This window comes from Rhizobium atlanticum (assembly GCF_030182485.1).
GTDB lineage: Bacteria > Pseudomonadota > Alphaproteobacteria > Rhizobiales > Rhizobiaceae > Rhizobium.
In genome coordinates, this window is sequence record NZ_JAQJCJ010000001.1 from 479,414 (window position 1) to 502,456 (window position 23,043).

The following is a 23,043-nucleotide window of genomic DNA, read 5'->3' on the forward strand; positions in this document are numbered from 1 at the left end:
TGCTTGCGCAGCCATTAAAGTCTGCACAGATTGGCCTAAAACGATCCATCCGGCCGGCGGTTGATTATTCCAGCGGCACGTATTCGCCAACCTTCCAGACATACCAAATCCAGCTTTGAACGGTGAGGTCGCCCTTGTCGTCGAAATCGATCCGGCCCATTACCGTTTCAAATTGATTGCCTTGCATTGAGCCGATCACCTCTTGCGGCCTTAGAGAACCGGCCTTCTTCACCGCCTGCGACCAGACCTGGACGGCGGAGTAACTGAGCAGTGTGTAGCCTGCCGGCTCGAAATTCTCGGCACGGAAACGCTCGACGACTTGAGCCGCCTGAGGAACGCGCCGTGGGTCCGCACTAAACGTGAAGAGGGTACCCTCCGCGGCAGATCCGGCGATCAGTGCAAAGTCCTCGCTCGCCATGCCATCGCCTGAGACGAGTTGAAGTGCGTAGGCGCTGTCTCGCGAAGCGCGAGCCATAAGTGCGACCTCGGGCAAATACCCACCAACATACAACACGGCGATGCCGGCGCCCTGTAACGCAGAGATCTCGGCCGTATAGTCGTTCTTCCCAGGGGTGAAGGCCTCGTAGATCGCTTCGGTGACACCCCGCGTATTCAACTGCTTCCTGGTCTCGTCAGCGAGCCCCTTCCCATAGGTGGTGTTGTCGTGAAGGATCGCTATTTTCTTGTCACCCCAACGATCGGCCAAATAGTTGCCGGCTACCACCCCCTGCGCGTCATCGCGACCAATGACGCGGAAAACATTGGCGCGACCTTGTTCGGTCAAGAGCGGATTGGTCGAACCGGGTGAAATCTGCAGAACTCCCGCGGCCTCGTACACCTTGGACGCCGGGATTGAGGCTTGGGAACAATAATGCCCGATGACGAGCACTACGCGATCAGCCACCAGTTTCTGGGCGGCCGCCACAGCCTGCTCGGGATCGCAGAAGTCGTCGACCGTGATGAGTTGCACCTTCTGCCCGAGCACCCCGCCAGTCGCGTTGATGTCGGCCACTGCCATCTCTGTGCCGCGCTGCATCTGCTCCCCAATCCAGGCGAGCGGTCCTGTGACCGGGCCTGCCGCTCCGATCAGGATCTCCGCCCGCGCCATACTGCCGAGCGAAACGACGAGCGCGACGATAGCTGCAGTGATGCTGCTGCGCATAGTGAACCTCCTTCACAGCTTACGCCAATTTTGTCGCCGCCGACAGCCCCTGCGCAGGCGCAGATATCTCGGCCATTTCTGCAGCGCACTTGCCTCTTATCCGCAAGGGCTGGTCAGCAGTTGACGTTCCTGCGGGTACCTCATTGTCTGCTTTGGGCAAATCCCAGCCTTTGGCGGCAAGAACTTTGACGTCCGCTTTTGGTGCTGGGTTTAGTAGCAGCGGACGGGTGGCTTCCGGCCCCGAGTAAGACATGAGCTGGGGGCGGACCGACGTGCGGTTACGTCGCATACCGCCGGGTGTTCGTCGGCCGCGCCTATTGCGGACATTCTACAAAGGCGAGGTAGTCTGCGAGTGGTATCCGGGGGCTCGGCCTGTGAATTACAGCCTTAAGACCGGATATGTGGACGTCTCCATTCAGAGGCAGGACAGTCTGTCAGTGAGGTGATTAATTGGAGCGGGCTGGCGGTCGCTAACTAGGCTCCGGCTGATAGAGGGACACAATATCCCTAGTTGCCCCAGCCGATTTGGAATCGATCGAATCGAATTTCGCTCAACGGCCGGTTGGCGGTGCTCAGCCTTACCGAACGAAGAATGAGATGAAGCTCGGGGGAATAATATTGTTCGAAAATAATCGGAGGCAATTCCGTCAGTTCCAGACGGCTGTTGATGGCCCAAACCTTGTAGGAACAGGATTCAATAGTTTCCTCGCCCAAGCCGTCGAACCTAAGAAAAGTCGTGCCCGAAACGGATTTTTTGCCATTGATGAAAAGCGTGGTGCCGGATTGCCAGTTCTTCTTTTGTGGTAGATCGTCCAACGCAATCGCATTCGCGTATTTCAGCTCATGCGTCCCGCTGGCACTCACTCTCTTTTCGACGAGCAAGGGGTGCAAATATACAGCCGACACCGGCTGCAGTGAGCCGTCGCGCTCCATCAGCCGTTGTTCGGTGAGACCCAGGCCCTCCGGCTTGTAGAAAACGGAATAGAAAGGCGCTTCTCTGGTCAGGAGCACGCCCTGTTCGGCTTCTTTAGCGGTTAAGCAATCGCCGAAGGCTGGTACCGACAATGTTATTCCAACCAGTAGTGACAAACTTCTTAGCAAGATCGACATCCCGGATTCCCTTGATCAAAGCCCGCTACCACCGTGCTTGGGTGAAATTGGGGAGATCGAAGTCGCCGGCGCGGAGCTCGCCCACAGCCCAACCGAACTTGACCTGACGAGATAGGATCTACCTGCACCGGATCGTGGTGGGGCAGGGCAAGCCCTATTTCGCGGGGCCTCGCGCCAGTCGAAAATCCATTCACCATACCAAGACACCCGCTATAAACCCTAATCTCACAACCCCACGCCCAACCCTCCCAAACACCAGTATTTCCGCACTCGCCGCCCGCTTCATTTCAACCTTCCTTAAGCGCCCGCCCCATACCGTCACCTTCAAAATCGAGGGGGTCCACTCCATGTTCACCGTTCTGACATGCATGACCGAGCAACACGATCTTTCGATGGTCGGGCTTGCGGGTTTGATCTGCTTTCTTGCTAGCCATTGCGCGATGGTTCTGCTCGATCGGGCGATGTCGTCGAGTGGCGCTGCGCGGTGGATATGGATGCTGACGGCGGGGGCGGCGGGCGGTTTCGGGATCTGGGCCACGCATTTCGTCGCCATGCTGGCTTATGACCCCGGTGTCGTCGTCGGGTATCATGCCGGCCTGACGCTGGTTTCGCTGCTGGTCGCGATCGTGGCGACGATGGGCGCCGTTGCGGCGAAGATCGCCTATGACAAGTGGGTGGCGAATGTGCTGGCGGGCGTGCTCTTCGGCGTCGGCATTGCGTCGATGCATTTTGCCGGCATGCTCGCCATCGAATCTCCGGGAGAGATCGCCTGGGACGAGCAATTCGTGGCGGCGTCGGTTGTTCTCGGCATCGCCTTTTCGGTTGCCGCCTTTCGGTTTGCGGGCAGGGGCGGGCGGTCGCTTCTGGCCAGGTTCGCGCCAACGCTTCTGTTGACATCAGGCGTCGTCGCCTTGCATTTCACCGCGATGGCAGGTGTCACCGTAACGCCAGGCGTTGCGGCGCTGGATCCCGCAACGCTGCTTTCGCCTGATGTTATGGTGGCGACGATCGCCGCCGTCACCTTTTCGCTGCTGACCGCGGGTTTTGCGGCCGCCATATTCGCCGTGCGATCGGAGGCCAAGGCCGCCAGGGCGGAGCGCAACTTCAAGCTCTTCGTCCAGGGCGTGACCGACTACGCCATCTGCACGCTCGACCCTAACGGCAAGGTCAGCAACTGGAATGCCGGCGCCGAGCGCGCCAAAGGCTATAGCGCCGACGAGATCATCGGCGCGGATTTCTCGCTGTTCTATTCCGAGGAAGACCGCCGGAAGGGCCTTCCGCAGCGGGCGCTGGAGACCGCCCGCCGGGAAGGCAGGTTCGAAGCCCAGGGCTGGCGCTATCGCAAGGACGGATCCTCCTTCTGGGCTCATGTCGTCATCGATGCGATCAACGACGAGAGCGGCGCGCTGATCGGCTTTGCGAATATCACCAAGGATAACTCCAAGCAAAAGGCGGATGCCGACCGGATCGAGGAGGTAACCCGCAATCTCGACGTCGCGCTGCAGAATATGGGGCAGGGCATCTGCCTGTTCGACGGGGATGAGCGCCTGGTGCTCTGCAACAAGCGCTATCTCGAAATCTTCCGCTTTCCCGAGGGGGCGGTGCACCCCGGAATGGCCTACCGACAGATCGTCGGAATCGGCTATGCTGCCAATACCGAGGACGCGGCGGAAGCGGCCGCGCGGGCCGAGGCGCACTATACCAGGAACATGGCGCTGATCAGGGGCGGGGCCGGCAGCGCGGTTCACAAATATCCGAGCGGCAAATCGCTCCAGCAGAATGTCAACATGCTGCCCAATGGCGGCTGGGTCGTGACCTTCGAGGACATCACCGATCGGCTGAAGTCCGAGGAGCAGGTCGCCTTCCTGGCCAAGCATGATGCGCTGACGGGCCTGCCGAACCGGCTGCAGTTCGGCGAGCGCGTCTCGGAGGAACTGATGGTCGCGGAGCGGGTGAGGGGCAAGGTGGCGGTCGTCGGCATCGACCTCGACAAGTTCAAGGAGGTCAACGACCAACACGGGCACGGCACCGGCGACATGGTGCTCGTCGAGTTGACGCGCCGTCTCGGCGAGGTGCAGCAGGAGGGCGAGTTCATCGCCCGCTTCGGCGGCGACGAGTTCGCGGCGATCAAGCGCTTCGACGATTTGAGCGCCCTCCACGATTTCATCACCCGCCTGGAAGGCGCGCTCGGTGGAATCGTCTCCGTCGACGGCTTCGAGATCAAGACAGGCGCCAGCCTCGGCGTTGCGATCTATCCCGGTGACGCCGAGAGCGTCGACGGGCTTCTCGCCAATGCCGATCTTGCCATGTACCGCGCCAAGCAATCCCTGCTGCAGAAAGTCTGCTTCTACGAGGCCGCGATGGACGAGACAGCGCGCCACCGCCGCGCGCTTGCCAACGACCTCTGGGCCTCAATCGATCGCAACGAGCTTCATCTGCACTATCAGGTGCAGAAATCGGTGCGGACGGGCGAGATTACCGGTTACGAGGTCCTGCTTCGCTGGCACCACCACGAGCGCGGCAACATTCCACCGATAGATTTCATCGGCCTCGCCGAGGAATGCGGCGCGATCCTGCCGATCGGCGAATGGGTGCTGCGCGAAGCCTGCCGGGAGGCAGCAAGGTGGAACAACAACCACAAGATCGCCGTCAACCTCTCGCCGGTCCAGCTTGGCCATGCCGACATGGCGGCCGTCATCTCTGCCATCCTCTCCGAAACCGGTCTCGACCCACGCCGCCTCGAAATCGAGATCACCGAAAGCTCGATCATCATCGACAAGGACAAGGCGCTGGGGACCATGCGAGAGATAAAGGCGCTCGGCGTCTCTATCGCCATCGACGACTTCGGCACCGGCTATTCCTCACTGGAAACGCTGCGCTCCTTCCCCTTTGACAAGATCAAACTGGACAAGAGCTTCATGGCCGAAGTCGAGAGCAACGCCCAGTCCAAGGCCATCGTCCGCGCGATTCTCGCGCTGGGTCGCAGTCTTGAGGTGCCGGTACTGGCGGAAGGCGTTGAAACGCAGGCACAGCTCGACACGCTTCTGGAAGAGCAGTGCGACGAGGCGCAGGGGTATCTGCTGGGCAGACCGCAGGCGATGAGTGATGTGGCGGTGGAGAAGGCGGCTTGAGGATTCGCGAGGGTGTGCCTTGCGGCCCCTCATCCGCCCTAGGGCACCGTCTCCCCGCTGGGGAGAAAAGGGAAACGAGACCTCGCGGCATAATCCCTTCTCCCCAGCGTGAATGGCAAAAAAATAGAGCATTTCCGGACTCAGACAGAACGGAAATGCTCTCCTAGTTTGGTGCGCAGTAATATCAATGTCGGCTTCGCACCTCTCGCATCTCGCCAGGTGGCTATTCGTCTGGCGCCGCCGACGCGGCGTTTTCCAGCGAGGTGCGGATCTGATCAATCTTGCCGTCGGCATCGCCGACCCCGAGAATGGTCTTGGCTTTATCCAGGACCGCCGGGCTGACCTGACCGGTTTTCGTTGCGGAAGCCAAGGCGTCCTCCAGCGCCTGATCGCCCAGCAGGGGATCGTCGGACGCAGGCTCGATACCGTTGTCGATTTCATACTGGGCATAAGCCACGGCATAGGCCGATATGGCAGCCATGCGCGGGTCCGATGTGTGCATCAACGCCCTGTAATTTCGTTTCAAGGAATTCAGGCCGGCAAGCTGCGCCGACAGGTTCTTCTCCTTGGTGCTGGTCGTTGCGGTGTCTGACTTGCCCGACTTGGACTTGCCCGGTGCCTCGGACGATTTGCCTCTCACGGCTGACGAGTTGGAATTGCCGTGGTTTGAACCGCTGTTGTGGCCGCCACCGTTTCCGTGGCCACCGCCGTTACCGCCGCCGTTGCCACCACCATGGCCGCCGCCGTTCCCGCCGTCCTTTGCCAGTGCGCTCATGTCGAGCCCCGCAATCGTTGCCGGGCTTGCGGCAAGCGTCAGCGAAAGCACGGCCAGGGACGCTAAAGTTGTCATCCGCATCGTTTCCTCCAATGAGACCAGATGCCGTGCAACTGCACGACGAGATCTGACTTGGAGGATAGATTGCTATCGCGCTCTGCACATCGGACGGAGGTCTGGCGAAGGGCCCCGGCTATGGTCCCAGAAGAAGCATACGAGACTCGGCCTGCGGGCGGCCATGGTCGAAGCTCACGAAGGCGCGAGAACCGGTTCAGGGAAGACTATCGCGAGCTTTCCAGGTGGCTCTCGCTACGCAGAAGGTTCAGCCAGGCCTGCGACACTTTCTCTCCGGCTGTGCCCCCGAAGTGGCAATCGTCGTAGCGGTCGTCTCCATCGAGTAACGCGTCAGAATTGACGCCTTCTCGGATACCGTGGCCACTCCTTGATAGGGCCAGTTGCGCCCGTACGATCGCATTGTCGGGAATGTGCTCCTTGAAGCCGCCGTTGCTCGGTTCCAGGCATTTCGATGCGATCGAAATGTAAACGGGTGCTTCGACGCCGTGCTGACGCAATGTGTCGACCATCGACATGAAATGTTTTTGATAGGCTTCCCCGGTCGTGCCGTGAACGAGGTCTGCCTCTCCTTGCACCCAGAGGACGCTCGTTATCCGATAACCGGAATCGTGAAGCTGTTTCATTGTATCGACAAGCATAGAATTGAGGTCACCGCCTGTCGCCCATCGTGCGACCTCTGATCCGCCGTATGCGAGAGGTGCGAGGACGACGCTGTCGTTTTGTCCCGACGCGATCAATTTGTTCCCAAGAAGCGTCCAGTACTCTCCCTTGGTATTGGTCGAGCCAAGAAGCGGCGACGCCGCGATGAAGCACCGTTTGTCAAAGGCGTTTACAACGCGAGCGCCATAATCCGATCGGTGCCGTTGTCCACCGTAGTTGGCCGCGTTCGATTGGCCAAGAATGAGTAGGACAGCAGTTCGATCAGTTTGAGCGGGGCAGGTCACAGCGGTTTTTGATTCATCGGCAATGAGTCGTTCCTTATCGTCGAAAGTATAACGGCTTGGAGCTGCCGCCTGCTCTCCGATTACCATTTTCTTCGCCGCGGAAAGTTGCGGCCAAGGAAAGATCTCATGTCTCGCGCTGGTGCCGCCGAGAAGGTACATGGCAATCAGGGCTGCCAGGCCGACTGCTACTGTTTTACGCATGTTGTTACCTTTAAAACATCATTCGGACTATTCGAAGCTAGTCCAGCCACGAAAGTTCCTTTACACCTGCCACATCTGCTTGCTCGGGCATGCTCTTTGCAAAAAGAGTTCTTCGCGAAATCCGAGTCCGATCGTCGACTAGTCGCGTGGCGTCGCCAAAAACCTGCTCTAAACTATAGATCGGACCAGTGATTACAATCATCCGGATGGGTGAGAAATCGTGCTCCGCAGCATCAGCTTCATGGAGAAAATTCCCGTTGCTCGTCCACTGAAAGACGATCACAGATTGTGGCCCGAGGACAATGTGGGAGCAGAGCACCGGCGCTATTCGTCGCGGCCAACTGGTGGGGTCGGCGTTAGAAGGTCGATCTGGTGGGGGCAACACCGCGGTCGTTCGCAGTATTGCGCGCGACTGCATCTCCCGCGGGTCAGCCCGCGACAGGAATGAAGAAGGAGAGTTGTTTGCCGCAAATCACGCCAGGCGTAAATCGAGCAGCGGGTGCAGCTTCTTCAGATTCGGCAGGGATTTTGCCTGCCACGGATGCTGATTGGTGCCTTTGACGATGAGCAGCAGGTCGTCCATCTTTCTGGCTTCGATGGTCAGCTTCGCCAGGAGGTTGATGCCCGAGGAGTTCAGGAATTCGAGGCCCGTCAGGTTGAACGTTACCTGTTTGTGCCCCTCACGGAGAAGGCCTGTTATCAATGAATAGATCGGCGCATAGGCGTCCGGTCCTGCCAGGCGGAAGACGCCATCGAAATACACCTCGTTTTTTTCCGCCCATACGCGGAAGCTTTCGTCGCTGATTTCCATTCTTCGCTCACCGATTGGAGGAGGGTGGCATCGCCACAGCTGCAGTCGTCGTCAGTATGATATGCTCGTCATTATTCTCTTCGAATGTCCATGCCATTCTCGCATCGTAATCGCTCAAAAGGGTTAGCAGGCCCAAACCGGAACCACTTTCCGGCGATATGGCGTTGGTTTCGATTTGCTCAAGAAGAAGTGCGCCGGGTTCCTTCGATTGAAGGCGCTGCAGGAGCTGCTGGAAGCGAGACGATGTCGCGCCGTCAATGGCATTCTTGACCCTGAACAGAAAGCTTCCATCGATAATGTCGGCTTCGATAAGGATCTCGCCAGGCTGTCGAAATTTGACGGCATTTTCGATCAGCTCGTTGCTGAGGTATCCGATATCATGATGCGCCTGCAGGTAATCTTTCCTTGACCGGGAATAGGGCAGCGCCATGATCTCCGCTATGAAGTCCGAAGTCATTCCTGAATGCTTCCATCCAAGCTGAAGCGGCCCATCACTCAATGTCAGGCGAGCGCCAGAATCCAAGCTTATCTCCGCCAAAGATTCGATGCCGTATATTTTAGGCGCCATGTCTCACCTATGCCGTACTGCGAGAAGCGTGATGTCGTCGTAGATCTTCTGCGATCCGATGAAGTGCATCAGTGTCGTGACAATGCCGGAAACGACCTTCTCGGCGCTTTGCCCCTTCAAGCGAAGCGCTTCGCTGCAGAGACGTTCGATGCCAAACATTTCCCCCGCGCCGTTCGCTGCTTCCGTTACGCCGTCGGTATGCAGGAGGATCAGGTCGCCTTTCTCGAACGTTATTTCACGAGTTTTAATGAATGCAGAAATATCGGCGTCCAAGCCGATCGGTATGCCGAGATCCATGGTGTCGACGCGTTGGATCTCACCGTTCGCCCGCACGATGACGACTTCCTCGTGCTGCCCGGACAAGATCATCTCCTTGCCGTCATAGTCGAGAAAGGCCAGGGTGAGATGCTTGTCTATTCTCGTCCTTACTAAGTTCTTGAACAGGGCGCTGTTTAGATCCGCCAGAAATTTGACGGCGTCGGTGTTCCCCGCCTCCTGAAGGGCGCGGGCGACAGACTGGACCATCAGCATCAACACGCCGCTTTCGAGCCCGTGACCGGTGACGTCGCCGATCCCGATCTTCAACCGCTTTCCGTTCTTCAAGACGTCATAATAGTCGCCGCCGACTTCTTCCGCAGGTCTCATATAGGCTGCGATCTCGATGTCCTGAAATTCCTCCAGCTCCTGTTGCAACGGAAGAACCATGAGCTGGATTCTTTCAGCGACGGCCACCTCTGTTCCGAGACGGCGATTTTCTCGCTGGAGCTGTGCATTCAACGCCGAGATCTCTTCCTTCTGATCTGCGATCTGGGCCGTTCGTTCTTCGACGAGTTGCTCGAGATTTTCGGTGTGATAGCTGATCTGTTCGGCCATCCGATTGAATGCTTCACCGGCAGCACCGACCTCATCCTTGCTTGTTATCGCCACTCTGACCGAATAGTCCTGCGCCTGAATGCGCTTAGCGGCCCCCGCAAGTGCGCTGATCCCGCTCGTTATGCGTTTCGAAGCCGCAAACACAGCGATCGTCACAATCAGCAGCGACATCAAGATCGCCACGATCTGATAGATCACGATCCGGTTGGTGGCTTCGGAAATTTTCGCCTGGGCGGCATAGAGCGAGGCATCGATTTCCCGTTCCGGCACAACCACTCCCAGCAACATCGCCTCCTGCCGAACCGGGCCGCTGGACCAGAGATTCGTCGCAGGCAGTTTCTTGACGATAACGATATAGGGGACCTCGTTACCGTCCCGCTGCAGCAGCAGATGTTGAATGCCCTGTTCCCGGTCGAGAGCCAGTTTCGCTATCGCAGGCTGGGCGCTTCCTTTCAAGGAACGCTCCAGCCCGGTCACGCCGGTTCCGCTCGCACCGCTCGCAGAACGCAGCCCGAGCGTCTGTTCGCCTGTTCCGTTGATCGCAACCACGTTTCCGTCGGACATGGCCAGGAAGCCGAAGCCGGACTGGGCCACTTTCACATTTTCAACCGTCTGGGCGAGTTGGTCGAGCGTGATATCGGCGCCGGCCGTCCCCGCGACGTCCTTTCGGTCGGCGGTCCAGAGCGGATGAAAGAAACTGACGATCAGCTTGCCGGTAATGGCATCCGTGTAGGGAGCCGTCTGCGTAATATCGTCCGCGACGGGTCGCGTTTTCACGTCCCTGGCCCATCCCTGCCAGGACTCATACAGGCCGGGAAAAAAGAAGTTCCAGAAATCAGCTTCGTTATGCCCGGGATAAAGGCGGTCGAAGGTCTGAGCCTGATCGGTATAGGGCGCCGTCCTGAAGATCGGTCGTTCCCTCGGTCCGATGTAATACATCTGCAGCTTTGAAGCGCCGTGCTGTAGCAGGCTCGGCGCAACGAGATCGAGAACCGCGCTTGTCTCTATATCGCGCCTGATTTCGGGTTTCGGCTGATGGTCCTGACCGAGCAGGTAACCCCAGACGCTGACGACCGAAGCGGAGCCGGGGGCATTTTGCGACCATTTGCCCTTCTCATCGTAAGACAGACTGACACTGTCCGGCGATGTGCGGGCGATTGCCGCGCCGACATCGGAATTGCGCACGGGATTGTCGATCTGCGCCTGCAGCACGCCTGCCAAGGTGTCGACGTCGTTGTGAACCTGCCGCAGGAGCAGGTTCACCTGGGCTGCGGTCGAATCGGCATAGGTGCGGATATATTCCTGGCTTGCGGCTTCGAGGCCCTGGCCGACTTCCAGCGTTGCGTCACGCGACAGCCTCTGAACATTCCAAAGCGCCAGGCCGCCGCTGACCAATAAGTCGAAGAGAACGGCTCCACCGACGACCAGGATGAATTTCGCCCGAAACGAGCTCAGTCCAACCGGTCTTTTCGATGATCCCATATCCATCATAGCGGCTTTCGACCAGAGGCTGCCCAGATCGGCCAGCCTGCGTAACCTTTAGGGTGAAGAGCGGCAAAGACGTGATCCTTGAATCCTTGCCGGAATCTGCGAATGAAATCCGGCGGGTCGCCGCGGCGCACCGCCATCTCGCCTGCATAGACATTTTCCCACGCTTCGATGATATCTGCGAAATCCTGGGGGTCGCCGTCAAGGTTCGTCACCATGAAGCAGTCGACCTTGATGTCCTCGAAGCCGGCGTTGAGGAGGAGATGGCGGCTTTTCGGGCCCATCTCGACATCCATGTCGAAGTGCCTGAACAATTTTGCCACTTCCTCGTAGGTCCATCTTATCGAGTCGGCATGCGGCTCGCCCAAACAATGCGAATTCTTTTCATTTGTGATGTAGACACGGCCGCCGGGCTTGCAGATGCGATAAAGCTCCCGCAGGAGCATCTCGGGGCGGTCGAAAATCTGTAGCGAATGCCGGCAGGTTACAAAATCGAATTGATTGTCTCGAAGCAACATCTGTGATGCATCGCCATAGGTGTACTCGATGCCTTCCATGCCGAACTCGGCGGCGACCTTGCGGGCATAGTCGAGACTGCGCACGGAGTGGTCCAGTGCGACAAGGCGCGTCGGGTTGAATTCCCGTTGAACCAGAGCCGCAAAATCACCAATGCCGCAACAGATATCGGCCATTACCTGACCGTTGCGCAAACCGTGGCGTGGTAAGAGTTCGCGTTCGTGCCTCCATGTCATTTTCGTCTGTGTGCGCAGAATGGGAATGAAGCTCTCGTCCTCAACAAAGCTTTGCCCGGGATAAAAGGCCGAATCATAGACTTCAATCGACAGGTTTGGTTGCGATGTCGTCAATGTCTCGAACAGCGAGGCAGACCACGCCATTACGCTCGACGTAATGATCCTGATCTGCCGTTCCGGCCTGGTTCGGCAGGCTGCCGCTACGACCTCGGAGAGGGCGGCGAAGGCCGTCATATTGATGTGCGTCAGGCGTTTTACATTGAGGTAAACGATGCCGCTGTATCTTTCCAAACTTTGCCGCAACAGTTCGAGGGCATCGGCAATCTCGGCGGTGCTTTCGGGCCGCATCTTGCCGGACAACACGAGCTCCTGGTTTGTCGGATCAAACCGCACGGTGTAGGGCAGGGGAGGCAGGCTCATTGGAAATCCTCGGCGGAGGGGAAATCGGCAATGATTTCGATCCCGTCTTCGCCGTCTCTCTCGATGCGGATAGCGGCGCCTAATATCGTCGCCAGGTTACTGAGCAATGCCTCATTGGGCTTGGTAACCAGGTGACCGGAGCCGTTGTCGAGGCCAGGCTCTGTTTCGCTTGATCCTACCTTGGTGTGTTTGCGGCGGAATTCCTCATCACAAGGAAAGGCAATTCTCAGCCGGTTGAACGTCGCGCTGCGTGAGAGGCTGAAACGTATCTTTCCCCGTTCGTTTGTCGCGCGGAAGGCGAGTTCTATGAGCTCGTTTGCAGCGACCGAAAGAAAGTTGGAATAGCGAGCCGGATCGCTATGACCCTGGCCGAGGATATCGGAGAGATATTCGGTAATCTCGTCGCAAAACTGCCATTGAGATTTGAACATCGCAATGTTCATTTCCAGTGATACCATCGGCACAAATGCGTGGTCGTCGAAGCGGGATGCTTCCTCTTCCAATATGTCCTCCGTTCGTCTGTCAGGAGCGTTGGATCTGCATGCAATGTAAAGCACGGCGAAAAGTTTCGGGCACTATCGTCGGGCGCGGTTTTTGAATGCTTCTGCCCCTTTGATGAATTCGTCAATGGCCTCGACGGGAAGCGGCTTGCTCAGCAGATAGCCCTGAAGCCGGTCGCAGCCCACGCTGTGCAGCCATTCCGCCTGACCCGGCATTTCAACTCCCTCGGCTGTCACCTGCATGTCGAGGTCATGTGCAAGGTTCACGATGCAGCGGACGATTGCCTGACTTTTCAGATCGGTTTCGAGATCAGTGATAAAGTATTTGTCGATCTTGATCGTGTCGAAGGGAAATGTCTTGAGATAGCTCAGGGACGAATATTCCGTGCCGAAGTCGTCAAGCGAAATTCGTATGCCCAGCACATTGAGCGTATTGAGCGTATCAATGTTGTTGACGGTCCGCTCGAGCAGCACGCTCTCGGTTATTTCGAGCTCCAGACGCTCGGGCGGCAGTCCGACCAGGTCTAGCGTCTGGGAAATCCGGTCGGTCAGGCCGCTTGTCAAGAATTCAGCCGCTGATACATTGACGGCGACGAGGTAGTTGTCCGGCCATTTCATCGCCTCGCGACATGACTGTTCCAACACCCACGCCCCAATATCCGGCATCATTCCGTCCGCCTCGGCCATCGGAATGAATACCGACGGTGGAATTTTTCCAAGCAGGGGGTGGTGCCATCTCAGCAACGCCTCGAAGCCGACGATGCAGCCGCCTTCGGCAATCGGCTGGTATTCGACATAGAATTGCTGTTGGTCGAGTGCCATGCGCAGACTGCGGCGCAGCAGTTCCCGCTGCTCCAGCAATTCTAGCATTGTTGGGTCATAGGCTTTTGCCCGACCACGCCCCTCTTTCTTGGCGGCGTAGAGTGCGAGGTCGGAAGCCTTCATCAGCTGTTCCGGACTCGTGCCGTCTGACGGAGCGGTGGATATGCCGATGCTGGTGCCGACAAAGAGCGCAATGCCGTCTATCGTGAAAGGTTTTTTGAACGCGGCAACCAGATCTTCGGCCAGGAGGTGCGCTTTGGCTGGATGTCCTCCGCCAAGGGAGATCACCGTGAATTCGTCGCCAGCCAATCGATAGGCCCTGTCATCGCCGGAGAGGCAGGCTTGGATACGCCTTGCAGCCGATTGAAGAAGCTGGTCGCCCGCGGCATGCCCGAGCGTGTCGTTTACGGGCTTGAAATCGTCGAGGTCGAGTTGCATCAATGAAAGAGTCTCGCCCGAGCTTGCAGTCTCCTGCAACCGCGCGCTCAGGTCCTCGCTGAACTGGCGCCGGTTCGGCAGTCCAGTCAGCGGATCATGTGTGGCGAGATGCAAAAGAGTTGCGCGCTCGTCATCAACCTGTTCCTCGGATTGGAGCACGGCAAACAGATCACCGATCCGATAGATCGTCAGGTCATGTGATCCGCCGAGTGCGTCTGTTATTCGCAACGGCTGGGCGCTGTCACCCAGTGAACGGAAAGCCAGCATGACTGCTGATTTGTCCAGCTCCGGAAAATGCTCCCAGAAGGAGGCGGCTGGTTTTAATGAGGTGGGCAGCGCATTGCCAAGCAAATTTTCAACGGGATTGAAATCGCGATCAAAGAACATAAGCCGGTCGACCGGGCCCCCCGAATCGATTGTCTCCGTTTTTTCGAGGGCCAAGCTGGCAGCAGGAATTTTCCGCATGTCGGAGGCTCTCCCTGATTGAAATGTCCTACCAGATATTATAGCAACTTAACTACCGCACAACTTGTGCACGTTAAGAAATACATTAGGCATTTCTGATTAACAATCCCCAACCTTTGCCAACGCACTCACGGCTGTGGACGCGCCTGCACTGATCTGACGGAGTCATTGGCCGCCACCTCAGAGTGGCGGCGGGGCTGACGAGAGAACGAATTGCCGCACGATTGTTCGTGCGCTGCGGATCAGGCAATGGCAGCCCACAATTCGCGCACCATCTGGCGCAGCGCCAGCGCCTCGGCCCATCTGTCCGTCGAGTCGTTGCCGTCTCTGGCGCTGATCGCATAGGGTTTGGGGCCTAATTCGCAGGTAAAGACCAGTTCGGCGTCATCGGCTGCGCGTGATCGCCAATGGCGAAAGCCGTAGTCCCACCACTGCAGGAAGAGATCGACCCAGGGCCGGTGATGCGCAAAGGAGATTTCGATCTGCACCTGTTCGCGTGAAGCGACGCGGCCGTGAAATGCATGCGCATTCTGCAGGATGCGCCTGATATGCGCGTGATTTTCCTCATCGACCGGAAAGGCGAATTCGCGCCCGACCAGGAAATGCGACAGATCGGCCAGCAACGGCAGATCGGGACGTCGATCGAGCAGATCGAGCGTGAAGAACAGGTCCGTCGTCATCCTGTCGCGATGGGTTTCGATGAATACCGGAATACCGGCATTTTCGGCGAGCCGCATCCAGCCATCGAGAATCGGCAGGCAATCCTCGATCCGGCGGGGGCGGATATCGGGCTGCAGGTTGATGTGGCTGACCGGAAAGGCCGCGGCAAGTTCCAGCGGCAGACGCAAATCCTCGATGCTGCGGGGAAAGCAGACCGCCTCGATCTTCAAGCCGGTGCCCCGAATGGCCTTGTTGAGGCGGATGACATCGTCGCGGTTGGTATAGTGCGCACTGATGCCGTCGAAGCCCGCCGCGCAGATCGCAGCGATATTGTCGTCGAGGCTCGGCTCGAACCCGTCTGTGTGCCGGCGCTCCATGGCCCAGAGCGACTGGAAGATCAGGAGCTTCTGCATCATGCGGCCCGCGCGCTTTTCAGAAGGGTCTTGAGGTTCACGCCCGGATCGGCCAAGGCTGCAGGCTCGGGGCAGATACAAGCGGCGATCAGCATTTCGGCAAGCTTGATATGCTTGGCCAGGCCATTGCCGATGCCAAGACCCGCGGCAGCCACCAATCGCCCGTCATCAAGATAGAATTCGAGCTCTCCCTCTGGCGCCGATCGCCGGACGCTCTGATGCGCGGGCAGCGGCTGCCCCGCCACCTGGAGGCTGAGATCGTACTGGTCGGACCAGAACCAAGGAATGGCGGCAAAAGTCTCGGCGGCGCCGGCCATGTTTCGTGCTGCGGTCTCGGCCTGCGTTCTGGCATTGCGCCAGCTTTCATAGCGGATATGTCCTCCGCCGGGTTGAGCCACCGCGGCGCAATCGCCTGCGGCAAATATGTTGGGCGCGCTGGTGCGAAGACATGCGTCCGTCAGAATGCCGTTGCCCGTGGCCAGCCCCGATGCTTCCGCCAAGGTCATTTCAGGCTGGACCCCGATGGCACTGACGACGAGATCAGCGGGCAGGATGGTGCCATCGCTCAAGACGACCGCGTCGTCGCCGATTTCCGCAACGCTGCGGTCAAAGTGGAAGCGCACACCTTCGGCGACATGTCGGGCATGCAGCTTGTCGGCAAAACGGGCAGGGACGGCGCGACCCAAGGGTTTCGGCGCGGCCTCGATCACATCGACCGTAACGTCCTTTGCGCGAAGGACGGATGCGAGTTCCATCCCGATCAGACCCGCGCCGATGATCGCGATGCGTCGGCCGGGCGCGACATTGGAGAAAATCGCTTCGGCGTCGGCGTGGGTGCGAAAATCGAGCGCACGTTCCGCGCCCGCGCATGCAAGCCGCCTTGGCCGTGCGCCGGTGGTCAGCAGCAGCTTTTCGTAACTCAATAGCTGACCGTCGCTCAAGCTTACGGTCGCGGCGGCGGGATCCAGCTTGGAGACCGAGCAGCCCTTGAGATAGGTGATACCGGCCGCCTCCAGCGCTTCTTTCGGGCAGATCAGTTTCATCCGCACCATGCCATCGGGAGTTTTCGACAGAGGTGGCCGTTCATAAGGCAGATGAGGCTCGGCTCCGACCAGCGTGACGGCTCCGGAATAGCCCGCTTCGCGCAGGGCGAAAGCTGCCCGGGTTCCGGACTCGCCTGCACCGATGATGACGATACCGTCCATTGCATTCTCCAGTAGAAAGAGCAGGCGGCGCTGGTGAGGAGGAGACGCCGGTCGGGGAGGAGCAGTTCTTCTTGGCGGATTCCGCCAGGTTCTTTGGCCACTTAACCGAGGGCCACGCGCACCTCTCCGTCGACGACCTCCGCCGGATAGGTCTTCAGGTTCTCGCAAGCCGGCAGCCTCAGCGCTTCACCTGTTCGGTAATCGAAAGCGCCCGAATGCTTCGGACATTCCACTTCGAAATCCATGACCAGTCCGTCGGCGAGGTGGATCGCCTCGTGTGTGCAGAGCCCGGCCGTGCAGTAGACGCTGTCATCCGGGCCCCGGTAAATCGCGTAGGTGCGTCCGCCATGATCGAAACGGATGGCGCCTTCCTGTTCGATGTCGTCGAGTCTGCCAGCTGAAACCCAGGTCATTCGGCGGCTCCTTCCGTTTCGAGGCGAGCCTTGCGGGCTTGAAGCTTTTCCTTTCGTCTGCGGTAGCGTTCCTGCATCTGCGCTTCGCCTTCGGGCGAGCCGTCGTGCCAGGTGCCGAACCACTTATCGAGCGGGATCAGGGCGTCGCCGTAATTCACCTCGAAATATTTGTGGTGGAGGTAATGCGCATAGGCGTGACTATCGACTAGCGTCTCCTTGCCGATCTCGACCTTGTCGAAGCCGACATGGCCGGGAATTGCCCCAAAGCCGGCATAGTGCAACTGATAGAGCATGATGACCGGATTGGAGGGCAGGATCAGGTGGTAAAACGCCGTTCCCAGATAGAGCAGATGCTCGACCGGATGCATCGACAGTGATGACCAAGGCGAAGGGTTGACGGAGTTGTGGTGGACCGAATGCACCCATTTATAGAGAAAGGGTGTGTGGATGAGCCTGTGAATGCAGAAGAAGTGGAACTCGTGAATGATCGGAACCACGAGCGCGACGAGCGCCAGCATCCAGGGGTTTTCGGCAAAGCCGAGCCACGGCGCATAGCCGTTGGCATAGGCCCAGAGCATACCAGCCTCGATGGCGGTCCAGATCACGACGCCAGACAGGAAGGTGCGCAGAATATTGTCGAGGTTCTGGCTTTGGAACCAAAAGGCGTTGTTTTTCTGGTCGGCGGGAAACTTGCCATTGTACTTGAAGCGGTTTTCCTGCCGCTTCAGAACATAGAGATGCAGTTCGAAGGCGCCATAGAACAGGAACACGCAGATCGCATTCACGGCGTACAGCCAGGCGATCCAGCCGAGGCTCAGCGTCTGCATCGTCGCGACCGGGGGAATGATCCAGGCCCAATAGGCGATCGCAGACACCGCAAAAATGAGATTCCAGGGAAGGAAGTAGTGCGGCAGCCATTTCAGGATAGCCGTCAGTTGCGGGGGGAAGACGAAAAGCGGCGCGGTTTCGACCGGCTGGTTCGGCGCCCAATCGCCGCGCTTGTTACGCTTGCCGAAGTTCAGATCATCCATTGGCATCTCCTCCGGGCGCCTGATGTCTCGGTGCCCGCACACATTTTTAGTAAAGGTGAGGGCGGCCCACGCGCCTTGATCCGATGCGGCTCCTTGCGCGCCGGATCTTCTCCTGACGCAAAAGTTAGCAGGGTGCGTTTCGAACGGCGAAGGCTTCTTTGATCTAATTAGATCAAAGCCCTTCCTTGGTGATGGTGATGAAGTGGATGGGGCTCCGGTCCGGCTCGATCTCGGTCAAGCCGATGCGGCGCAGGATGTGGTCGAGCGCCCTCCGCGCCTGAGCTTCCGGCGCCTGGTCAAGTACCACATCCATGATGCCGTGCTTCAGGGCCGCGCGGGTATAGTCCGTCAGTTCATGTCCAACGAAGAAGACGTTGCCGCCGCGCGGATGGCGGCGAAGCACTTCGATCAGGGCGGAATTGGCGCCGCCGGCATTGTAGAGGCCGGCAAGGCCGGGATACATCTCCAGGGCCGACCACAGGAGATCGGCGCTGGCCCGCTCGTCATCGCCACCGAATCCTAGCCATTCGAAATTGGAGGCTCCGGGATGATCGCGAAAATAGTCGGAGAAGCCGCGGATCCGATCGCGATGCACCTGATAGATGGGATGGCAGATCGCAACCACAGGCCCGGCTCGAAGGGCCATTCGACTGATATAGAGAGCAGCTGTCCGGCCAGCGGCATTGTTGTCGATGCCGACGAATTCTCCGACGTGCTCGGAAGCGCGGGTGACGACATGGACCACGGGCAGGCCTTGCGCATTCACCTTTTCCACCGCGGCGCTGATCACCTGGCTGCTCGGCACGGCAAGGATCAAGCCGGCGCGTGAAAGGTCGGTGGACAGGATGCGTCGGGCAATTGCCTTCGGATTCATCTCGTCGGTGAAACTGCGGTGCACGACGATCAAGGGATCGAGAGTTGCCGCAATCCTTTCGAAGGCGTGGGAAAGGCGACGATAGAAGCTCGTTTCCGGGCGAACCATCAGCACTTCGATCCGGAGCAGGCCGCGATGGGCGTCGGGAAGCTTGCGCGGGTAGTCCAGGTGACGCGCGGCGGATACGACCTTTTCGACCAGTTCCGGCCGAACGCCCCCGCGTCCGTTCAGGACCCGCTCGACCGTGGCCGTTCCAACGCCGGCGTGGCGGGCGATATCCCGATAATTCGGCTTGCTCACTTCCAAGTCCTTCGGATGCTAACGCGTTGTGGTTGATCCTATGGGCAATCTGTCGTTCTTCATACAGCTGAGCCCCAAGACTCACAGAGCTTGTAACGCGGGTGCAGCCGATCTATGGTTTTTCCCAGTTCAGCATGAGATTGCAGGCAGTATTTCACCATTAAACCGGACGCGGGAGATTTTGTCCTCCGGCCGGGTCGAAGGAGCTGAGCAATGAAAATTCTCATGGTTCTCACATCGCATGATCAGCTGGGAAATACCGGCAAGAAAACCGGCTTCTGGCTCGAGGAGCTCGCCGCCCCTTACTTCGTCTTCCGTGACGCCGGGGCCGAGGTCGTGCTCGCGTCGCCGAAAGGAGGCCAGCCTCCGCTCGATCCGAAGAGCAATGAGCCGGCATTTCAGACGGACGACACGAGGCGATTTGAAAAGGACCCGGCCGCGACGGCTGCGCTTGCCAACACACTGAGGCTGTCCGACATCGACCAGGCCGATTATGACACTGTGTTCTTCCCCGGTGGCCATGGCCCGCTTTGGGACCTGACGAACGACCGCAATGCGCACGCGCTGATCGAGGAGACGCTTGCGGCGGGAAAGCCGCTGGCGCTCGTCTGCCATGCGCCGGGAATCTTGACCAATGTCAAGGCGCCGGATGGTGGGCCGCTCGCGAAGGGGAGGACGGTGACCGGCTTTACCAATTCCGAGGAGGCCGCCGTGCACCTCGTCGAGGTCGTGCCCTATCTGCTCGAAGACGTGCTGAGGGAGCAGGGGGCGAAGTTTACCGCGACCGAGGACTGGGCCGTGCATGTCGTCCAAGACGATTTGCTGATCACCGGGCAGAATCCGGCCTCTTCCAAGCAGGCTGCACGCCTGCTGCTCAACGCCGTGGGCGAGCAGGCGGCAGCCTGAAATGCGGTGGCGGGGCAGTGGCCGCGGACTTTGCAACACCAGATGAAGGGGTCTGGCATGAGCAGGAAATATACGGGCAAATGTGCATGCGGTGCGATACAGTTCGGCTTCGATACTGATCCAACTTTCGTCGCGGAGTGCCATTGTCTTGATTGCAAGAAGGCCTCAGGCGGCGAGGCCGCCACTTTCTTCGCCGTGCCGCAGGACGATTTCGCCCTGACCTCGGGCAGGCCAAAAGCGTTTCACTATGTCGCCGATTCCGGCAGGGGGCTCGATCGCAACTTCTGCCCCGAATGCGGCGCGCGGTTGTTCAGCAGCAATCTCGAAAGTTTTCCCGGCCTCGTCTTCGTGACCCTTGGCAGCCTGGATCGGCCCGAAGTGATACAGCCAAGCGTCGAGATGTTCACCAAACGCCGGCTGGCTTGGGCAACGCCGCTCCACCTTCCGCAGTTCGAAGGCATGCCGAGCTGACGGCCGCGCGGCTGCGCGTGATTTTCTTGAAGAAAAGATCGAACCCGTGTCGGATCGGCGATGGTTTATCCGTCCTTAGCTCGTTCATTCCGTCCACCCAAAGGATCACGATCATGCCAAGCACCATACGCCTGCACCGCGTTTTCGCCACGAGCCCGGAGAAGGTCTATCGCGCCTTCATCGAAGCAGATGCGCTCGCAAAATGGCTTCCGCCGAACGGCTTCCTCTGCACAGTGCATCACCTGGAGCCGGCCGTCGGCGGTACCTTCAGAATGTCCTTCCGCAACTTCACCACCGGCAAAAGCCACGCTTTCGGCGGCGAATTTCGTGAGCTCGTCCCGGGCGAACGGGTTCGCTATACCGACAAGTTCGACGACCCGAACCTGCCGGGCGAGATGGAAGTCACCGTAACGCTGAAGAGAGTCTCGGTTGGCACTGAGGTGGATATCACCCAGGCCGGCGTCCCCGACCTCATCCCGCCCGAAGCCTGCTACCTCGGCTGGCAGGAGTCGCTGCGCAACCTTGCCCGGGTCGTCGAGCCTGACATCAACGAATGATGCATTTGCGCGAGACTTGAAGAGCGGCGCCGCGCAGCCGCTTGCCGCTTCTCCGCCCATCATTCCGCAGATATTTTGTGGAATGGGGGCGGAGAGGCGGAGCTTGCGGGGCCGGGGGCGTGGTCGGCCGCAGTCGGGCGACGTTGCTAAGCGTGATCCGCGCTTTGCTTGATCGAGCCGATCGTCTCGCGTGCGGGAAGCAGCGAAGACAGCCAGAGGGAATAGGTCAGGGATATACCCGTCGACCACAGGATCTTCGGCAAGATCATCACCTCGGAGATCAGTCTGGCCAGTTCCGGCGGATCGATCTCCCAAGAGAACAACGCCGCCGCCGGCTCCGGCTGTCGGGTCTCCAAGCTTGCTTTCTGCATGTCCTCGAGCACGGACGCAGTGGCGGCTTGTTCGGCTGCCGACGGGTTCAGAACTGGAACGATGGCGGTTTTATCATCATTTTCGGTTTCGCCGGACATTTGGAGCTCCTTGTTTGGCTTCGTTGTAGAAAGCGATCCGGAACAAGAAGTTTCACCACATGTCGATGAAATGATCGCGGCCTGGACGCGAAGCGTTCTTTGTGCGTCCGAAAAGACCTACGGCTCGCCAGCGCTAGGGGCGCCTCCAGTGCGGCCTTCGATCTCAGCCTCGGTAATTGCCGTCGCGCGTGTCGCGCTGGCAGGATGCCTCTCTCGCAGCGAGTTCGAAGAGAAATTAACCGTCGCAAGAAATTCGCCTTTTATTTCACAGTATATATGTTAACACTTTATTAGGAGTGGGGAGTATTCCGGTTCTGACTTAAGAAAAATGGTGTTTGCCTCGACAATACCGGGGCGACAGCGCGTTCCTGCGTGTCGCGTTAGCCTGAATAATCTTAAATCGGTTCCAGATTACTTGTTTTGAGTCATGGGGGTATTTTAATGGCTACGCAAAGCACCGGCGGTGGCAGCACGACTTCTTTCACCAATGCGCCACAGGCGAAGGATGACTCTTACATCTGGACGGAAGATCAGCTGCTCAGTCTTCAGCTCTACAATGCGGCCACCAAAACCATAACCCTTGACGTGATGTCGAATGATCTTGGCGGGAATGCCAAATCCCTCTTCTCGGTCGATGACGGAGATGGCAATCCAATTACAACTGATTATGAGCTTATTGCGAAAGACGTCGGAGCGAATGGGGCATCTGCCTGGGAGACGACCCTGCTCGGCAATTGGGTCAGGATCAACAATGGAAAGATTGAATACCGTATTAGCGATGGAAGCGGCATCGCGGGCTCGGGCGCGGATATCAATACGCTGTCTGCCGGTGAAATCCTCAAAGATAGTTTTGTCTATGCGATACGGCTCGGCAATGGCACGCTGAGCGAGGCCAATGTCTCGATCTCACTCACCGGCGCCAACGATGCGGCTGCGATCGTCGTCGATGCGACGGTGACCGACGACCGGGCGACGGTCGAGGCGGGTGCGGCCGGCAGCGGCGATCCGAGCGCCTCCGGCAAGCTGACGGTCAGCGACGTCGACGACGGCGAGGCGGTGTTTGCCGCCCCGGCCTCGCTGAACGGCATCTATGGCAGCTTCAGCTTCAATGCCGCCACCGGCAGCTGGACCTATACGCTCGACAACAGCCGGGCGGCAACACAGGCGCTCAACCAGGGCGACGCGGTCAGCGACACGCTGAGCGTCAG

General features: G+C 58.8%; 21 protein-coding genes. 5 read left to right on the forward strand and 16 right to left on the reverse strand.

From position 1 onward, the window contains the following. Positions 1 to 64: 64 nt before the first annotated feature. Together PH551_RS02310 and PH551_RS02315 are read right to left on the reverse strand one after the other, a co-directional pair. Positions 65 to 1,162 (reverse strand): branched-chain amino acid ABC transporter substrate-binding protein, encoded by a 1,098-nt coding sequence (locus PH551_RS02310; protein WP_285191682.1) that lies wholly within the window; start codon positions 1,160 to 1,162, stop codon positions 65 to 67. 507 nt (positions 1,163 to 1,669) lie between these two features. Then, a complete protein-coding gene (locus PH551_RS02315; protein WP_085778610.1) occupies positions 1,670 to 2,272 on the reverse strand; it encodes a hypothetical protein in 603 nt (200 codons plus the stop codon). Positions 2,273 to 2,619: 347 nt separating this feature from the next. Between PH551_RS02315 and PH551_RS02320 the strand changes: the two genes are divergently transcribed. After that, positions 2,620 to 5,403, forward strand: a complete 2,784-nt coding sequence (locus tag PH551_RS02320; RefSeq protein ID WP_285191683.1) for a bifunctional diguanylate cyclase/phosphodiesterase — start codon at positions 2,620 to 2,622, stop codon at positions 5,401 to 5,403. 223 nt (positions 5,404 to 5,626) lie between these two features. Here the strand turns inward: PH551_RS02320 and PH551_RS02325 are convergent, their stop codons facing one another. The 13 genes from PH551_RS02325 to PH551_RS02385 form a co-directional block, all read right to left on the reverse strand. Continuing rightward, positions 5,627 to 6,259, reverse strand: coding sequence for a hypothetical protein (locus PH551_RS02325; RefSeq protein WP_285191709.1), 633 nt, complete (start codon positions 6,257 to 6,259; stop codon positions 5,627 to 5,629). 200 nt (positions 6,260 to 6,459) lie between these two features. Continuing rightward, complete coding sequence (locus PH551_RS02330; protein WP_285191684.1) at positions 6,460 to 7,398, reverse strand: sialate O-acetylesterase; 939 nt, start codon at positions 7,396 to 7,398, stop codon at positions 6,460 to 6,462. Between the two features lie 472 nt (positions 7,399 to 7,870). Then, a complete protein-coding gene (locus PH551_RS02335; protein ID WP_085778607.1) occupies positions 7,871 to 8,209 on the reverse strand; it encodes a slr1659 superfamily regulator in 339 nt (112 codons plus the stop codon). Between the two features lie 7 nt (positions 8,210 to 8,216). Next, positions 8,217 to 8,777, reverse strand: a complete 561-nt coding sequence (locus PH551_RS02340) for a slr1658 superfamily regulator (RefSeq protein ID WP_085778606.1) — start codon at positions 8,775 to 8,777, stop codon at positions 8,217 to 8,219. A 3-nt stretch (positions 8,778 to 8,780) separates the two neighbouring features. After that, entirely contained in the window at positions 8,781 to 11,141 is a 2,361-nt protein-coding gene (locus PH551_RS02345) for a SpoIIE family protein phosphatase (RefSeq protein WP_285191685.1), read from the reverse strand. Further along, positions 11,138 to 12,310, reverse strand: a complete 1,173-nt coding sequence (locus tag PH551_RS02350; protein WP_285191686.1) for a class I SAM-dependent methyltransferase — start codon at positions 12,308 to 12,310, stop codon at positions 11,138 to 11,140. The genes PH551_RS02345 and PH551_RS02350 overlap by 4 nt, the downstream gene beginning before the upstream one ends. After that, positions 12,307 to 12,813, reverse strand: coding sequence for a hypothetical protein (locus PH551_RS02355; protein ID WP_285191687.1), 507 nt, complete (start codon positions 12,811 to 12,813; stop codon positions 12,307 to 12,309). Before PH551_RS02355 ends, PH551_RS02350 begins: the two co-directional genes overlap by 4 nt. Before the next feature lie 72 nt (positions 12,814 to 12,885). Then, the gene (locus PH551_RS02360; protein WP_285191688.1) at positions 12,886 to 14,535 is read right to left on the reverse strand and encodes a putative bifunctional diguanylate cyclase/phosphodiesterase; all 1,650 of its coding nucleotides are present in this window, start codon (positions 14,533 to 14,535) and stop codon (positions 12,886 to 12,888) included. Positions 14,536 to 14,777: 242 nt separating this feature from the next. Continuing rightward, positions 14,778 to 15,611 carry a sugar phosphate isomerase/epimerase family protein gene (locus PH551_RS02365; protein ID WP_285191689.1) on the reverse strand — a complete coding sequence of 278 codons (834 nt, stop codon included), beginning with the start codon at positions 15,609 to 15,611 and terminating at the stop codon, positions 14,778 to 14,780. Then, the gene (locus tag PH551_RS02370) at positions 15,608 to 16,813 is read right to left on the reverse strand and encodes an NAD(P)/FAD-dependent oxidoreductase (protein WP_285191690.1); all 1,206 of its coding nucleotides are present in this window, start codon (positions 16,811 to 16,813) and stop codon (positions 15,608 to 15,610) included. Before PH551_RS02370 ends, PH551_RS02365 begins: the two co-directional genes overlap by 4 nt. A gap of 101 nt (positions 16,814 to 16,914) precedes the next feature. Continuing rightward, entirely contained in the window at positions 16,915 to 17,226 is a 312-nt protein-coding gene (locus PH551_RS02375; RefSeq protein WP_097598103.1) for a MocE family 2Fe-2S type ferredoxin, read from the reverse strand. Then, positions 17,223 to 18,257, reverse strand: a complete 1,035-nt coding sequence (locus tag PH551_RS02380) for a sterol desaturase family protein (protein ID WP_285191691.1) — start codon at positions 18,255 to 18,257, stop codon at positions 17,223 to 17,225. The genes PH551_RS02375 and PH551_RS02380 overlap by 4 nt, the downstream gene beginning before the upstream one ends. Before the next feature lie 172 nt (positions 18,258 to 18,429). Further along, positions 18,430 to 19,431, reverse strand: coding sequence for a LacI family DNA-binding transcriptional regulator (locus tag PH551_RS02385; protein ID WP_285191692.1), 1,002 nt, complete (start codon positions 19,429 to 19,431; stop codon positions 18,430 to 18,432). Between the two features lie 213 nt (positions 19,432 to 19,644). Here PH551_RS02385 and PH551_RS02390 point away from each other — a divergent pair, with 213 nt between their 5' ends. From PH551_RS02390 to PH551_RS02400, 3 genes are all read left to right on the forward strand, one after another. After that, positions 19,645 to 20,337, forward strand: a complete 693-nt coding sequence (locus tag PH551_RS02390) for a type 1 glutamine amidotransferase domain-containing protein (RefSeq protein WP_285191693.1) — start codon at positions 19,645 to 19,647, stop codon at positions 20,335 to 20,337. A 57-nt stretch (positions 20,338 to 20,394) separates the two neighbouring features. Further along, the gene (locus tag PH551_RS02395) at positions 20,395 to 20,808 is read left to right on the forward strand and encodes a GFA family protein (protein ID WP_085778596.1); all 414 of its coding nucleotides are present in this window, start codon (positions 20,395 to 20,397) and stop codon (positions 20,806 to 20,808) included. A 113-nt stretch (positions 20,809 to 20,921) separates the two neighbouring features. After that, complete coding sequence (locus tag PH551_RS02400) at positions 20,922 to 21,365, forward strand: SRPBCC family protein (protein ID WP_285191694.1); 444 nt, start codon at positions 20,922 to 20,924, stop codon at positions 21,363 to 21,365. A gap of 146 nt (positions 21,366 to 21,511) precedes the next feature. Here PH551_RS02400 and PH551_RS02405 read toward each other — a convergent pair whose 3' ends face one another. Continuing rightward, complete coding sequence (locus PH551_RS02405) at positions 21,512 to 21,835, reverse strand: hypothetical protein (protein ID WP_285191695.1); 324 nt, start codon at positions 21,833 to 21,835, stop codon at positions 21,512 to 21,514. Between the two features lie 441 nt (positions 21,836 to 22,276). Between PH551_RS02405 and PH551_RS02410 the strand changes: the two genes are divergently transcribed. Continuing rightward, positions 22,277 to 23,043 (forward strand): VCBS domain-containing protein (locus PH551_RS02410; protein WP_285191696.1); only part of this gene is annotated, 767 nt, incomplete at its 3' end.